The following is a 14,142-nucleotide window of genomic DNA, read 5'->3' on the forward strand; positions in this document are numbered from 1 at the left end:
TCTGCCTGCCCGGAAGCAGCAGGCAGAGCCATCAAACGCAAGTGATCAGCTCGAAAGCGGCTGCAGCCAGGTTAGCTGCGAACCGTCTTCGACGATCAGGGGAACGAGCCGTTCGTTGAAGACACGACCGTACGGTGCAGTGATGTGCGCCGTGAACGCGTCGTCATCGAGGTAGACCTCGTAGACGAAGAACCGCGAGGGCTCCGTGCTCACTCGATAGGGAGCGAACTCGATGCATCCGGGCTCGCGCCTCACCTCGTCGGCCAGCCCTGCCAGAAGCTCGGCGACCGTCTCCTCGCATCCGGGTAGCGCTGTGAACTCGGCGTACAGCACCTTCGGGCCGGGGGCGACGACGCTCACGCGGTGGCCGCACCCGTCATGATCGCGACGGCGTCGGTCATCGAGTGCGACTGCGGCGTGATGGTCGCCGCTCGCTTTCCGAGGCGCTGAATGTGGATGCGATCGGCCACGTCGAATACGTGCGGCATGTTGTGACTGATCAGGATGACGGGCACGCCGCGGTCGCGCAGATTGCGGATGAGCTCGAGGACCTGGTTCGACTCGCGCACACCGAGGGCTGCCGTCGGCTCGTCCAAGACCACGACCTTCGACCCGAACGCCGCCGATCGGGCGACGGCGACTGCCTGCCGCTGTCCTCCAGAGAGGTTCTCGACCGGCACGGTGACGTCTTGGAGTGTGGAGATACCGAGCTTCGTCAGCTCCTCCTTCGCTTCGCGCCGCATTCCGGCGGTATCGAGCATGCGGAAGACCGATCCCAGAATTCCCTTCTTGCGCTTCTCTCGGCCGAGGTAGAGATTCGACGCCACATCGAGGGCAGGAGAGACGGCGAGGTTCTGGTAGACGGTCTCGATGCCGGCCACACGGGCATCTTGCGGCCGCTTGAACGAGACCCGCTTGCCATCGAGGAAGATCTCGCCCTCGTCAGGGATCTCGGCTCCGGTGAGGCACTTGATGAGCGTCGACTTTCCGGCTCCGTTGTCACCGATGATGGCGAGCACTTCGCCCGGGTAGAGCTCGAGGCTCACTCCGTCGAGGCCAACGACGCGGCCGTACGTCTTGACGAGCCGACGGGCCTGAAGGACGGGCGTGCGGGTCTCGGCCTCGGGAACGACCTTGTCTGTGATGGTCACTTGCGTACCTTTCGAATCCACTGGTCGACGCCGACCGCGACGATGATGAGAATGCCCACGGCGAGCGTCTGGTAGAGCACGTCGAGTCCGGCGAGCGAGAGACCGTTGCGGAAGACTCCCACGATGAGGGCACCGAGCAGCGTTCCCCAGATGGTGCCTCGACCACCGAACAGGCTCGTTCCACCGATCACGACAGCCGTGATCGAGTCGAGGTTGAGGTCGGCTCCCGCGTTGGGGCTGGCCGCGTTGCTGCGGCCGATCTGAATCCACGCGCCGATGGCCAGGATGGCGCCGGCGGCGATGTAGACACTGACGAGCACGCGGTTGACGCTGATTCCGGCGAGACGCGCGGCTTCTTTGTCGTCACCCACTGCGTAGACGTGACGTCCCCACGCCGTCTTGCCCAGAATGAAGGCGACGACGATGTAGAGCGCGAGCATGATGATCACGCCGAAGCTGACCCGCACCCCGAAGAGGTCGAAGGTCTGACCTGTCGACGGCAGCAGTGACGGCATGTCGGAGCCACGAACGGTGGAACCGGCCGAGTAGAGCAGGGTCAGGGCGACGAAGATGTTCAGTGTGCCCAGGGTCACGATGAACGGAGGCAGTCTGAGCTTGGTTACGAGCAGACCGTTGAACAGTCCCGCGGCGACGGCGACCAGGATGCCGATCAGGAGAGCGAGGAAGGCGGGAACGCCGTTCTGCGTCGCGGTCTGCGCCATCACCATCGATGCGAGCACCATCACAGCGCCGACCGAGAGGTCGATTCCCGCGGTGAGAATGATCAGCGTCTGAGCCACAGCGAGGGTTCCGACGACGGCGACCTGCTGCGTGATCAGCGAGAGATTGGCGGGGGCGAGAAACCGGTCGTTCAGGATGCCGAAGACGATGACGGCGAGGACGAGTACCACGGCCGGGCTGACGGCCGGGTAGCGGTGCAGAACGCCTCGCACACGATCGATGGGCGTGCGACGGTCGAGAAACTCAGATGCGAGAGCGAGTGAAGACGTCGGTGGGTTGGTCACCGGATTGGGGGAAGTCACGAGGGCCTTTCTGGGGGGAGGTGAAGCAAAGGGGTGCCGGGGGTGGAGAGCTCCACCCCCGGCCGTCGGGCTACTTGCCCCAGCAGATGTCGGTCGCGGCGGCGGCCGTGATGCTGTCGAGTCCATCGACAGGCTTCTCCGTGACCAGCGCCGAGCCGGTGTCGAAGAAGTCGAGTCCTGCGGTGGTCGACGGCTTGGTGCCGTCTGCGGCGAGCTTGGCGATGGCTTCGACACCGAGCTCGGCCATCTTCACCGGGTACTGCTGCGCGGTGGCTCCGATGACGCCGTCGGCTACGTTCTTGACGCCGGCGCAGCCGCCGTCAATCGAGACGAGCAGCACGTCCTTCTCCTTGCCCGCGGCCTGGAGTGCCTGGTATGCGCCGTAGGCAGCCGGTTCGTTGATCGTGTAGACCACGTTGATGTCGGAGTTCTTCGACAGCAGGGTCTCCATCGCGGTACGTCCGCCGTCCTCGGCTCCGTCGGTCGCCTCGTTGCCGACGATTTCGTAGTCGCCTCCGCTGTACTTGCCGGTCTTGGCCTCATCGCCGTTCTTCTGGGCATCGGCGGTGTCGATCCCCATTCCGGTCAGGAAGCCCTGGTCGCGGTTGTAGTCGACCGAGACGACCTTGTCGTTGAAGAGGTCGAGCATGGCGATCGTGGCCTTCTTGCCGCCGAGCTGAGCCGCGGTCCACTTGCCGATCGACTCTCCTGCCTTGAAGTTGTCGGTGGCGAAGGTGATGTCGACGGCATCGGCCGGGTCGGGGGCCGTGTCGAGGGCGATCACGTAGAGGCCCGCGTCGCGCGCCTTCTGGATAGCGTCGACGACCGAGGGGCCGTTGGGCGTGATGAGAATGCCCTTGTCTCCCTTGGAGATCGCGTTCTCGATCGCCTGGATCTGAGTGTCCTCGTCACCGTCTTCCTTGCCGGCCGCCAGCGTCAGCTTGACGCCTGCCTTGTCGGCGGCGGCCTTCGCGCCATCCTCCATGGCGACGAAGAAGGGATTCGTCGTGGTCTTGACGATGAGGGTGACGCCGGCGTCGCCGCCGCTGCCGGCCGAGTCGGTGCTGCTGGATGCGCCGCCGCTCGAGCAGGCGGCGAGCCCCACGGATGCGACGAGCGCGATGGTGCCAAGGCCGGCAAGCCGGGCGATGGGCGATTTGCGTGTGTTCATGGAGTCCTCATTGGCTCAGGGGGCGATCTGCCCGACAACGATGTCAGGTATAGGTATAGGCGCCCTCGATCGCTAGAGTCAAGTTAATCCTCGAAGAAGAAGAGCAGTTATGACATCGTTATCAGATCCAAGGCGCAACGAAGCCCTTCGTCGCCGTCCCACCATGAAGAATGTCGCCGATCTGGCGGGGGTGGGGGTCAAGACCGTGTCGCGTGTCATCAACCGTGAGCCTCACGTATCGGAGGAGACCATCGCTCGGGTGCGAAGGGCCGCCGAGCAATTGCAGTATCAGCCCGACATGCAGGCGGGAAATCTGAGGCGGGCGGATCGCAGGACAGACACTCTCGGACTGCTGGTCGGAAGTGTGGCGAACCCCTTCTCCGCCGCCGTCCATCGCGCTGTCGAAGACATCGCCCTGGAGCGCCATGTAGCAGTGTTCGCTTCGAGTCTCGACGAAGACCCGGAGCGCGAGCTCTCGTCTGTGAACGCATTTCTCCGCAGAAGAGTCGACGGCTTGATATTGACGACGATCCAGCCGAGTCAGGCCTACCTCGGTGCTCAACTCGATCGGGGCATTCCGATCGTGTTCGTCGACCGTCGGCCGAACGGTATCGAGGCAGACGCCGTGATCACCGAGAATGCCGAAGGGGCGACGGGCGCGGTCGAGCATCTACTCGCCTTGGGCCACCGGCGCATCGCCTATCTGGGCGACGATGAGAAGATCTTCACCGCCCGCGAGCGCAAGCGCGGCTATCTCGATACGCTTCGGCGTCACGGGGTCGCTCCGGAGGACCGACTCATCGTGGACAATCTCGACGACGAAGCGAAGGCATCCGACGCCGTCGCCCGGCTGCTCGCGCTCGACGACCCTCCCACGGCAATCTTCAGTGCCCAGAATCTCATCACGCTCGGAGTCATCACCTCGTTGAGGTCGGCGGGGGCATCGACACGGGTTGCCCTGGTCGGCTTCGACGATGTGCCTATGGCTGCCATGCTCGAACCGGCGATCACCGTGGTGGCGCAAGATCCGGCATCCATCGGAGAGATCGCGGCTCGACGGGTATTCGATCGACTCGACGGTCTCGATGAACCGGCGCGCGACTTCATCGTTCCGACCCGGCTCATCGTGCGGGGCTCTGGAGAGATTCGCCCGTTCTGAACGCACGAGAGCCGTCTCGGATCACTCCTTGAATTGTTCGGTGGACATTCCGTAACATCGCTCGCGATCGATGACATCGATGTCATATCGACAACGCGCAGCGAAGGGCGTCCCGTGGAACATCACGAAGAACAGCAACAGCAACCTCGAAGGCGGGCCGGATCGGCCACGCGAATCGTGGCCGCAGCCGGAGCATTTCTGCTTCTCACGGCCGGAGTATCAGGCGTCGCCTCAACAGCGGCAGCTCAACCCATCGCGGCGTCTCCGGCGGCGCTCGTCGGTGCAGCGGCAGTGTCAGACGCGGCTCCTCCGGCCGAGCCGTATCGCCCCTACCTCGGGTACAGCCCCGAGAAGAATTGGATGAACGATCCCAACGGTCTCGTCTACTACGAGGGCGTCTATCACCTCTTCTATCAGTACAACCCCTTCGGCACGACCTGGGGCAACATGAGCTGGGGCCACGCCACGAGCACCGACCTCGTGCACTGGTCCGAGCAGCCCCTCGCCATTCCTCAAGACGCCGACGCCGATATCTTCTCTGGCTCCATCGTCGTCGACCACGACAACACGTCCGGTTTCGGAACAGCCGAGAACCCGCCGCTGGTCGCCATATACACCCTCGCCTACAAGACGGGCAAACAGGCTCAGGCTCTGGCCTACAGCACCGATGCGGGCGCGACCTGGACGAAGTACTCCGGCAATCCGGTACTGGATCGCGACTCGAACAACTTCAGAGACCCGCACGTGTTCTGGTACGACGGCGGCTCAGCGGAGAACTCCTACTGGGTCGTGGCGACGGTCGAGGCGACGGAGCATCGGGTGCTGCTCTACCGCTCCGACAATCTGATCGACTGGAGTTACCTCAGCGACTTCGGGCCGGCGAATGCCACAGCAGGCATCTGGGAGTGCCCCGACCTCTTCCCGCTCGCCGTCGACGGAGACCCCGCCAACACGAAGTGGGTGATGGTGGTGAACCTCAATCCCGGCGCCGTGTCCGGTGGCTCGGGCGGCCAGTACTTCGTGGGCGACTTCGACGGCACCACGTTCACCTCGGAGTCGACTCAGCCGACAGACGGGGGTGGAAGCGGCGACCTGTTCGCAGGATTCGACGACGGCACATACTCGGGTTGGACCGTTGCCAACGAGCCGGGAAACTGGAAGAACGGTCCCTTCGGAGATCAACCCGCCGCCGGCGCTATCGATGGACAGCAGGCGATCGTGGGGCAGGTCGGTCCTGGACTCATCAACGGCTACAACGACGGTGATTGGCCGATCGGAAGCATCTCGTCACCGGATTTCACCCTCACGAAGGACTACGTCAACTTTCTCGTCGGGGGCGGCAAACATCCACATGTGGACGGCGGTCAGCTGGGCAATGAGCCGCCCGGGGGCAGTGAACTGCTCTTCGACGGCTTCGAGTATCCGGGCACCGAGAGCATCGTCGATCACGGCTGGAGTGTCGCAGGGGACTTCGTCGCAGCGAGCAACCCGTCCACCTCCAACGGCGACTACTCGATCGGAGCGAAACGCCTCAACACCTGGGAGGGAGGGCCGAAGGGAGACGACAACATCGGAACGCTCACCTCGGGCCTCTTCACTATCGATAAGCCGTTCGTCAGCATGCTCGTCGGGGGAGGAAAGCGCGACGCGTCGAGCGGCCAAGTCCTGCAGGCCGAGTTGCTCATCGATGGCACGGTCGTCGATTCTGCTTCGGGCGAGAACGACGGAGCCATGAATTGGAAGAGCTGGGACGTCAGTGCATACCAGGGCAAACAGGCTCAGATCCGTGTGAATGATCAAGCAACCGGGGGATGGGGCCACCTCACACTCGACGAGGTCGTGCTGGCCGACAGCCCTGCGCTCGTGCGAAGCAGCGAGACCACGGTCAACCTCGTGGTCGATGGCCAGGTCGCCCGCAGCACGACGGGCAACGACAGCGAGACCCTCGACTGGGCCGCGTGGGATGTCTCCGATCTAATTGGAAAGTCGGCGCATATCTCGGTCGTCGACAACAACCGCAATGGATGGGGCCACATTCTCGCCGACCAGTTCATGTTCTCCGACGAGGCAGCCGCGCCCCGCATCGAGTCGTATGACTGGCTCGACTGGGGTCGCGATTTCTATGCGGGAGTCACATACGACAACGCTCCCGATGGCAAGCGCATCATGATCGGCTGGATGAACAACTGGGAGTACGCGAACGACATCCCGACCGGTCAATGGAGGAGCGCAATGGCTCTGCCACGCGAGCTGTCTCTGAAGACCATCGACGGACGGCCCAAGCTCGTCTCCGAGGTCACTCCGCAGGTCGACGGGCTGTCGAAGCCGTTCGCCGCGGTGACCGTTCCCGCCGGCGCCGTCGCCGAGGGTGAGACCGCTCTGCCGGTCGACGGCGTGGGCGCCGTCTACCGAGTGGATGCCGTGCTGAAGCCGGGCACCGCGTCGAGCTTCGGTCTTGCCCTGCGCACGTCGAGTGACGGCGCGCAGTCCACGCCGTTGACCTACGACACCGCATCCGGATCGTTGAGTCTGGACCGTCGCACCTCGGGCGACGTCTCGTTCAACCCCACGTTCTCGTCTGTCGAGACGGCACCCGTGGCGTTGGATGGCGATGGCCGCCTGCGGCTCGAGGTCTACGTCGACAACGCGAGCGTGCAGGCATTCGCGCAGGGCGGTTCGACGACGATCACCGATCAGGTGTTCCCCGATCCGTCTTCGACGGGCATCTCGCTCGTGTCGACCAGGGGATCGGCCGAGATCGAGAGCCTGACGATCACGCCGCTGTACGGCGGAATGTACGATCCGCAGCCGGTGCTCGCAGTGCCCGGTGCTCCGACCTCGGTCGCGGCGACGTCGGCTGAGCCGGGGGTCGCGACTGTGACCTGGGCAGCGCCGGAGGATGACGGCGGATCGCCGGTCACGTCGTATGTCGTGCGCTCGGCCGCCGCGGATGCGCGGGCAGCGGGCTCCGTGTGCGAGGTCGCAGCAGGCGAATGCCGCGTCACGGGGCTGGCGCCGGGTTCGGCCGCGAGCTTCACGGTGGCGGCTCGCAACCTGGTCGGAGAGGGTGCGAGCTCGGCTCCGGTCGACGTGCGGATCGCCGCCGCAGTCGGATCACCGACGACGCCACCGTCGACTGACCAGCCGTCCGTGCCTGCCAACGATTCGCGAGGCGGACTCGCCGCTACCGGTCTCTCCGTCGGATTCGCCGGAGCGCTGGCGGCGCTGCTGCTCTCAGCCGGGGCTGCGACGTTCTGGGTCAGAAAGCGCGCTCGTCGCAGCCGAGTCACGAGCTGAGCAGGCGTGTGCCGCACACTCGATGTGCGGCACACGCTTTGCCCTCGCCCGAGGCGGCAGTACCCTCGGAGCGTGTCGACGACGACGCGGCATCATGTTCGGAGGCTCCTATGGGCAAACTGATCTATTCGATGATCACCTCTCTCGACGGCTACGCCATCGATGCCGACGGCGGGTTCGACTTCATGGAGGTCGGTGAAGAAGAGCACGATTTCTTCGGCGAGCAGCTGCGATCAGTGGGCACATTCCTCTACGGCCGTCGCATGTACGAGACGATGCTCTTCTGGGAGACCGCGCATCTGCTCGAGCACGCGCCTCCGTTCATCGTCGATTTCGCTCGCGTCTGGCAGGCCGCCGACAAGGTCGTCTATTCGACGACGCTGCAGCAGGTCGCCAGCGAGCGGACGCGCATCGAACGCTCATTCGATGTCGACGCGATTCGGCGGCTCAAGGCGGCCTCCGACAGAGACATCACCATCGACGGTCCGCACATCGCGGCCCATGCTCTTCGAGCGGGCCTCATCGACGAATATCAGCCGGTTCTCGGGCCCAAGACCGTTGGTGGCGGCACGCCCTTCTTCCCTGTCGGCATCCACCTCGATCTCACTCTGCTCGACGAGCGCCGGCTCGCGGCCGGAGGCCTCTGGCTCCGCTACGTTCCCGCGGCCAGAGCGCACGACGACTGAAGTCGATCGATCACGCGGCGACCTCGGGTCGCACGGCCACCCATATTGCACGACCGGATGCGACGGCGATCGTCGAGCGGCCGGCCCCCAGCTTCATGATGACCTCGTCGACGGCGGCGAGATCGTCGCTCGTGAGGCCGTCGCCGAGCATGGCTCGATTGAAGGTCAGCTGCACTTCGAGGTACCGGGTGCCCTCGAGTGTGTCTGTCGACGCCGTCAGGCTTGCGTCTCGCCGACGTATCGGGGCGAAGCCCGCGGAGGTGAGAGCATCCGTCCAGTCTGCGGTGATCGGGTAGCCGCGTGCAGAGAGTGTGCGCTCGAGGCGGTCTCCGAGTCGGGCGCGGCCGGTGCCCAGGTCTGCGGGGTCGTAGCTCGTCTCGCCCGTCATCTCGACGACGACGAGAACACCCCCGGGGCGTAGCGCATCGAACACCTGGCGAAGAAAGAGTCCAGGGTCGCCGACGTGGTGCACCGAGAGAGCCGCCCAGGCCAGATCGATGTCCTGCGGCAGCTCGGCGACCCAATCGCCGTCGAGATCAGCCAGGTGTGTCTGCACCCTGCCCGCCACGCCCGCCGCGTCGGCCGCACCGCGCAGGCGGTCGAGCATGCCGACGGAGGCGTCGATGCTGTGGATTCGGGCGTGGCCGAAGCGGGTTGCGAGCGCAAGCGTTCCGGTTCCGGTGCCGGCCCCGAGATCGACGATCGCACGGGGCTCTGTCGTGAGTGCCTGCGACGCGTCATCCATGGCCTGAGACAGCACCGATGCGCCGAGCAGCGCGTCGAGATCGAGCAGTTCCTCGAGTTCGGCATCGTGTGCGTGCGAAGAGTGCGTCATAAGACAAGGCTACGTGAATTATCCGATTCGACATATGCTCTTGCGTATGACGCAAGAGATGATCGACGATGTGGTGCGCCAGCGCATCCGAAGCCTTCGCCTGTCGCTGGGCTGGACTCTCGACACCCTCTCGAGCCGGTGCTACCTCTCACCATCGACGCTGAGTCGCATCGAGACCGGCCACCGTCGCATCGCCCTCGACCAGCTTGTGCCGATCGCCCAGGCGCTCGGCACGACCCTCGACCAACTGGTCGAACCGGAGGGCGACGACGACGTGGTGATCAGGCCCGAGCCCGAGACGGGGGTCGGATCGACGATCTGGCTCTTGTCGCGCGAGCGTGATCGCAGGGGCGTGATGATCGCCAAGATGCGCATCACGGCGGAGCGCGAGAAGACAGACCAGCAGGTGCACCCCGGCTACGAGTGGTTCACCGTTCTTCACGGCGTGCTCACTCTGCGCCTCGGTGAGCGGACAATCCTCGTGCGCGAGGGTCAGGCGGCCGAGTTCTCGACGATGACACCGCACGCCCTCGAAGCGAACGACGGGCCCGTCGAGCTGCTCACGATCTTCGACCACGACGGAGAGCGTGCTCACCTACCCGGTCATCGACCCGCGAAGCGGCAGTCCTGAGCGCGGCTTCCGAGGCGGCGCGGTGGCCGGGGCGAGGGCCAACAGTACGAGCACGAGACCGATCACGCCGAGTCCTGCCCACCCCAAGACCGTCAACCGTTCACCCACGATGATCACGGCGAGCAGAGTCGCGACGGCGGGCTCGGCGATCGTGATCGTGGTGGCTGTGCTCGCCGATACACGGGTCAGGCCGATTCCGAAGAGCACGTAGCCGAGGAACATCGGAACGAGGGCCATATAGGCTGCAACGGCGAACGCCTGTGATGATGCGATCAGGGGCGCTCCCGTGATCACGAGAACGGGGAGCAGTAACAGGCCTCCGAGCCCGAAGACGGCGCCCATCGAGGCGCCGCGGCTCACCCCGTCCTCCATCAGCCGGCGTGCCACCCACGAGTAGAGGGCGTAGGTCGCGCCCGCGAGCAGTCCGAGCAGAATGCCCGAGACGGTTCCGGCAGCCGAGGCTGCAGGGCCGTCGAGTTTCGCGACGCACAGCATGACGCTGCCGATCACGCCCGACCCGGCCGCGAGCATCCACCAGCGACTCAGAGTGCGGCGGTCGATCACGCGCTCGAGGAGGCCCGACGCCAGGGGCGCAGAGGCGAGCGAGACGACGGAGCCGACTGCGACTCCGGCGAGATGCATCGAGGTGTAGAAGGCGAGCGGGTAGATCGCCACCGAGACAGCGCCGAGAATCACCATGCCGAGTCTCGCGCGGAGGGCGGCGCGCGCCGCGTGGAGACAGGGCAGGGCTATGGCAGCCTGCAACAGACCGCCTATGCCCAGAGCGGCGGAGCCGATCGCCAGTGGTCCGACGGTGGGGGCAAGAGTCGCGGCGGTACCCGTTGTGCCCCACAGCACCGAGGTCACAAGGATCGCGACCACACCGACGAGGCGTGGCTCGGTCACACCGCGCCCTTCATGCTGCCGAGCCCGAAACGCGCATCGACACCGGGGCTGAATAGCACCGAGTCGGGAGGAGCGTCTACGATGCCGGGAATGCCGGCGGCGGCGCAGAGCTCATCATGCAGCGTGGTGACCTTCGCCGGGTGCAGCACCCAGGGCTCATGCTCGTTCGGCAGCCACAGGGTGCGACCGATCCGTTCTTGAAACAGTCCCCAACGGGCGGTCAAGAACAGCGACAACTCGTCGTCGACCGTGCGCGTCTCGTCGACCGACACGTCGAGGCGGAATCGCGGTTCAAGCGAGCCGGGGCGCAGAGCTCGTCGACGAGATGCATACTGCCACCCGTTGGAGCTCTGGCGCTGGTCGGTGCGTGACCACACATACGGGAGCCCGAAGAGGGCGCGGGCGGCGAGCACGGCGGGCAGGCTGGACGCTTCGAGCGAGCGGAAGACGACGCCCCGGCGGCCGGAGGCGTCGACGCCGTAGAGCCGAACGTTGACCTCGGTGAACGAGCCCCACCGCGATGTAGGTGGCAAAGGCCCGATGCGGGCATCGCCCAAACGAAAGGCGATGAGCCCGACCCAGGCCGAGCCGTCGAAGAGATCGGGCACGACTCCTGGAGGAAGAAGTGGTGCGACGACCTCCGGGGCGATACGCCAGTGCACGAATGAGACCTGGCGCCATTCCTGCGCGGCGACGACGCCTCCGCGAAGCGGGGGAGCAGTGCGCGAGAGATCCACGGCTAGGCGGCTTTCTCGAGACTGATGTCGTCTTCTGAGCGCAGTCTCACCCATCCGGTTCGAGGCGAGCCGTCGGCTCTGCCGGCGAGCACGGGCCCCATGACATCCGCGCCCACGAGATCTCCGAAGTCGAGGCCCGTCAGACTCTCGATATCTTCGACGGGAACCTGGTAGCTGAGGTAGGGCCCGAGGGGCGGCGGTCCGCCGTCGATGAGAGCCTGCGCACTGGAGTCGTCGAGGTCGATGTCGGTCAATTGAGACGACTGATCGAGCACGAAACCGGCGGAACGGAGAGCGGAAGTGCCGGTCGCGGCCGAGGTCCAGACCGCTACCTTCCAGAAGGCCTGCGGGATGCCCACTCCGCGGTACAGGGGATCGTTCAGCGCGAGAACGGGGGAGGTGAAGACGCTGATTCGATTCCGATTCGCCTGTGCATACGAGAGCACGTGGTCTTCCAGACCGAGCCACAATTCCTTCGACTGGTTGAAGTCATTGGCCTGCGGGGCGGCATTGGGGTAGGCGAAAGTATCGAAATTCGCCTGCATCGCCGTGGCGCGATCTCCCCACACGGGATCTCTGCGCCGCACCAGATGTCCGCGGTCGAGGTCGTTACGAGCGTAGACAGACTCTCCGGTCTGCTCGCTCTCGGGAACTCTGGCGTCGAGGTGCCAGTCGTCGCCGCGTTCCAGGTCATAGAGCGAGCCGCCGTCGATGTTCACTCCCGTTGACAGCGCGAGCCGTCTCACCGGGTCGAGAAGCACGGTGAAGTGCGTGTAGCTCAGCTCGCGAACGGGGGTTCCTGCCGACGGTGCGGGCAGAGCAACCGGCACCGCGAGGAAGTCCGATCGGTATCCTGCGCGCTCGGCGATCGTGGAATCCATGGGCCCAGTCAACCACCTGCGCACCTCCGAAACGGCAGCTCTTTCGACCATCGTCGGAATTCGTCGGGCAGGGTGTCCGCGGCGCGTTCCGAGGTCTACCGTGAGCGTCATGCACGATGATGCTGATTCTGCTCGTTCTCGCGCCGCGCTGAGTGATCTGCTCGCATCGTGGACATCGATTCCCGCCTTCCTCTGTGACCGACTCTTCACCGTCGTGGTGTCGAACGCGGCCGCATCCGCGTTGAGTCAGGGCTTCACCGAGGGCACCAACCTGGCGCGCTTCGCCTTTCTCGGCCCCGACGTCAACCGAGATCACGCCAGTTGGCAAGAGGCCTCAGCGCAGATGGCGGCACTGCTTCGCGAATCGCTCGACGACCACGAGCCCGACAGGGACTTTCACACGATCATCGGAGAGCTCTCGGTGCACAGTCGAGAGTTCTCGGTCGCGTGGGCCGACGAATCGCGCCGGGCGACGAGCAGGGGCGTCGTGCACTTCGACCACACACCGGCCGGTCGGATCACCTGCGCGTATTACATGCTCACTGTGCCGGACAGCGAGGACGATGTGCTGTTCATCTGGCAGCCCGTCGACGATGTCTCTCGGGCGCGCCTGGACGAGCTCATCGAGTCACGAATCGTTTCGGACTCGGACTGATCTCAGATCACAGTGCGAAATCGATGGGCGATTCCCGATGGGCGTGCCACAGGCGCTCCAGCTTGAGCGCGAGGTGGAGACTGCTGCGGGCCGATCCGTCGTGAAGGGCGTCGCGAACGACCTCGGGAGCTTTGTCGAGTCGGTAGTAGAGAGTCGTTCGGTGAATGTGGAGTCGTGCACAGGCGTCTGCAATGCGGCCGGCCACGTCGAGGTAGACCTCCACCGTCTCTCGGTAGATCGAGTTCACGGGTTCGAGCAGCACATCGGCGGCGGGTGAGATGTCTCGCACACGAACAGATCCGGGTGCGATTCGGCTCAGCATGATCCAGGAGCCGAGCTGGTTGTGCCATCCCATGTCGCCGAGCTCTGGCAGAGCGGCGAGGATGCCGGCAGCGCGGTGCGCGCGCTCGGCCACGGGGGCGAGGTCGTAGTCGGACTGCTCGATGAGGGCCGCGCCGATTCCGAGCACCCGCAGCTCGAATCGGCGTGCGAGCTCGCGGATCCGCTCGTCGAATGTCGTCGCCTCGGGGCGGGCGCGCGTGACGAAGTAGAGGCATCCGGATTTTTCGCGCACGAAGACAGCCTCCGCGCGCGACGATGCGGCGATGCGGCCGGCCAGCGCCCGTGCTCGCTCGGCGCCGGCGTTCGGATCGACGATGACGGCCCACACAGACGAATGGAATCCCGGGTCGATTCGGTGATGGGCCACGGCGGTGCCGAAGGCCTCGCGACGTCTGCCCGAATCATCGTCGAGCAGTCGGGAGTGGCCGATACGGTCTTCTGTCAGATGGTAGAGACTCATGGTTGAATGCAGCCCTCTGTCGCTCGAGCGGGTGATGACCGCGAGTCTATGAGCGGCGCGGGGCTGCCCACCTGGCCGTGTCAGTACCACCCAGCACTGATCTCAGTACCACCCCGTGCCCATGTCCTTTTGTGCACCATGATCGGCCCGAAGCCCCCTCACGCATCGATGGTGAACGCGCTCACAAT

The 14,142-nt window shown here is 65.2% G+C and carries 14 protein-coding genes; 5 read left to right on the plus strand and 9 right to left on the minus strand.

The features are described 5' to 3' along the window. Nucleotides 1-45 precede the first annotated feature (45 nt). The 4 genes from B9Y86_RS12855 to B9Y86_RS12870 all read right to left on the minus strand — a co-directional run bounded on the left by B9Y86_RS12855 (nucleotide 46) and on the right by B9Y86_RS12870 (nucleotide 3,365). The gene (locus tag B9Y86_RS12855; RefSeq protein WP_176223355.1) at nucleotides 46-360 is read right to left on the minus strand and encodes a putative quinol monooxygenase; all 315 of its coding nucleotides are present in this window, start codon (nucleotides 358-360) and stop codon (nucleotides 46-48) included. Further along, nucleotides 357-1,151 carry an ATP-binding cassette domain-containing protein gene (locus tag B9Y86_RS12860; RefSeq protein ID WP_085486668.1) on the minus strand — a complete coding sequence of 265 codons (795 nt, stop codon included), beginning with the start codon at nucleotides 1,149-1,151 and terminating at the stop codon, nucleotides 357-359. Before B9Y86_RS12860 ends, B9Y86_RS12855 begins: the two co-directional genes overlap by 4 nt. Next, nucleotides 1,148-2,194 carry an ABC transporter permease gene (locus B9Y86_RS12865; protein WP_139824887.1) on the minus strand — a complete coding sequence of 349 codons (1,047 nt, stop codon included), beginning with the start codon at nucleotides 2,192-2,194 and terminating at the stop codon, nucleotides 1,148-1,150. Before B9Y86_RS12865 ends, B9Y86_RS12860 begins: the two co-directional genes overlap by 4 nt. 70 nt (nucleotides 2,195-2,264) lie before the next feature. Beyond that, the gene (locus B9Y86_RS12870) at nucleotides 2,265-3,365 is read right to left on the minus strand and encodes a substrate-binding domain-containing protein (protein WP_085486672.1); all 1,101 of its coding nucleotides are present in this window, start codon (nucleotides 3,363-3,365) and stop codon (nucleotides 2,265-2,267) included. A 109-nt stretch (nucleotides 3,366-3,474) separates the two neighbouring features. Here B9Y86_RS12870 and B9Y86_RS12875 point away from each other — a divergent pair, with 109 nt between their 5' ends. The 3 genes from B9Y86_RS12875 (at nucleotide 3,475) to B9Y86_RS12885 (ending at nucleotide 8,507) form a co-directional block, all read left to right on the plus strand. Next, entirely contained in the window at nucleotides 3,475-4,524 is a 1,050-nt protein-coding gene (locus B9Y86_RS12875; RefSeq protein WP_085486674.1) for a LacI family DNA-binding transcriptional regulator, read from the plus strand. Between the two features lie 114 nt (nucleotides 4,525-4,638). Further along, entirely contained in the window at nucleotides 4,639-7,821 is a 3,183-nt protein-coding gene (locus tag B9Y86_RS12880) for a GH32 C-terminal domain-containing protein (RefSeq protein ID WP_176223356.1), read from the plus strand. Between the two features lie 110 nt (nucleotides 7,822-7,931). Next, entirely contained in the window at nucleotides 7,932-8,507 is a 576-nt protein-coding gene (locus B9Y86_RS12885) for a dihydrofolate reductase family protein (RefSeq protein WP_085486676.1), read from the plus strand. Nucleotides 8,508-8,517: 10 nt separating this feature from the next. Here the strand turns inward: B9Y86_RS12885 and B9Y86_RS12890 are convergent, their stop codons facing one another. Continuing rightward, entirely contained in the window at nucleotides 8,518-9,342 is an 825-nt protein-coding gene (locus B9Y86_RS12890) for a class I SAM-dependent methyltransferase (protein ID WP_085486678.1), read from the minus strand. A 46-nt stretch (nucleotides 9,343-9,388) separates the two neighbouring features. On the opposite strand from B9Y86_RS12890, the gene B9Y86_RS12895 reads away from it, so the two are divergent. Then, a complete protein-coding gene (locus B9Y86_RS12895; RefSeq protein ID WP_085486680.1) occupies nucleotides 9,389-9,973 on the plus strand; it encodes a helix-turn-helix domain-containing protein in 585 nt (194 codons plus the stop codon). Here the strand turns inward: B9Y86_RS12895 and B9Y86_RS12900 are convergent. From B9Y86_RS12900 to B9Y86_RS12910, 3 genes are read right to left on the minus strand one after another with little or no spacing between them, the layout of a single operon-like run. Then, nucleotides 9,938-10,879: an EamA family transporter gene (locus B9Y86_RS12900; RefSeq protein ID WP_085486682.1), complete on the minus strand. Its 942-nt coding sequence runs from the start codon at nucleotides 10,877-10,879 to the stop codon at nucleotides 9,938-9,940. The two genes, B9Y86_RS12895 and B9Y86_RS12900, sit on opposite strands and share 36 nt — an antisense overlap. Further along, nucleotides 10,876-11,616, minus strand: a complete 741-nt coding sequence (locus B9Y86_RS12905; RefSeq protein WP_244894753.1) for a YqjF family protein — start codon at nucleotides 11,614-11,616, stop codon at nucleotides 10,876-10,878. Before B9Y86_RS12905 ends, B9Y86_RS12900 begins: the two co-directional genes overlap by 4 nt. Before the next feature lie 2 nt (nucleotides 11,617-11,618). Further along, nucleotides 11,619-12,497 (minus strand): DNA/RNA non-specific endonuclease, encoded by an 879-nt coding sequence (locus B9Y86_RS12910; protein ID WP_085486686.1) that lies wholly within the window; start codon nucleotides 12,495-12,497, stop codon nucleotides 11,619-11,621. A gap of 109 nt (nucleotides 12,498-12,606) precedes the next feature. Between B9Y86_RS12910 and B9Y86_RS12915 the strand changes: the two genes are divergently transcribed. Beyond that, entirely contained in the window at nucleotides 12,607-13,152 is a 546-nt protein-coding gene (locus B9Y86_RS12915; RefSeq protein WP_139824888.1) for an MmyB family transcriptional regulator, read from the plus strand. A 7-nt stretch (nucleotides 13,153-13,159) separates the two neighbouring features. Here B9Y86_RS12915 and B9Y86_RS12920 read toward each other — a convergent pair whose 3' ends face one another. Then, nucleotides 13,160-13,954 (minus strand): helix-turn-helix domain-containing protein, encoded by a 795-nt coding sequence (locus B9Y86_RS12920; RefSeq protein WP_085486690.1) that lies wholly within the window; start codon nucleotides 13,952-13,954, stop codon nucleotides 13,160-13,162. Nucleotides 13,955-14,142: the final 188 nt, after the last annotated feature.

Source organism: Agreia pratensis (assembly GCF_900177685.1).
GTDB classification, from domain to species: Bacteria; Actinomycetota; Actinomycetes; order Actinomycetales; family Microbacteriaceae; genus Agreia; species Agreia pratensis.

What these genes read in the sequence shown, in the direction of transcription:
- B9Y86_RS12875 (WP_085486674.1), top strand. Translation starts at nt 3,475, where the DNA reads ATGACATCGTTATCAGATCCAAGGCGCAACGAAGCCCTTCGTCGCCGT.
- B9Y86_RS12870 (WP_085486672.1), bottom strand. Translation starts at nt 3,365, where the DNA reads ATGAACACACGCAAATCGCCCATCGCCCGGCTTGCCGGCCTTGGCACC.
- B9Y86_RS12910 (WP_085486686.1), bottom strand. Translation starts at nt 12,497, where the DNA reads ATGGATTCCACGATCGCCGAGCGCGCAGGATACCGATCGGACTTCCTC.
- B9Y86_RS12885 (WP_085486676.1), top strand. Translation starts at nt 7,932, where the DNA reads ATGGGCAAACTGATCTATTCGATGATCACCTCTCTCGACGGCTACGCC.
- B9Y86_RS12920 (WP_085486690.1), bottom strand. Translation starts at nt 13,954, where the DNA reads ATGAGTCTCTACCATCTGACAGAAGACCGTATCGGCCACTCCCGACTG.
- B9Y86_RS12915 (WP_139824888.1), top strand. Translation starts at nt 12,607, where the DNA reads ATGCACGATGATGCTGATTCTGCTCGTTCTCGCGCCGCGCTGAGTGAT.
- B9Y86_RS12890 (WP_085486678.1), bottom strand. Translation starts at nt 9,342, where the DNA reads ATGACGCACTCTTCGCACGCACACGATGCCGAACTCGAGGAACTGCTC.
- B9Y86_RS12895 (WP_085486680.1), top strand. Translation starts at nt 9,389, where the DNA reads ATGACGCAAGAGATGATCGACGATGTGGTGCGCCAGCGCATCCGAAGC.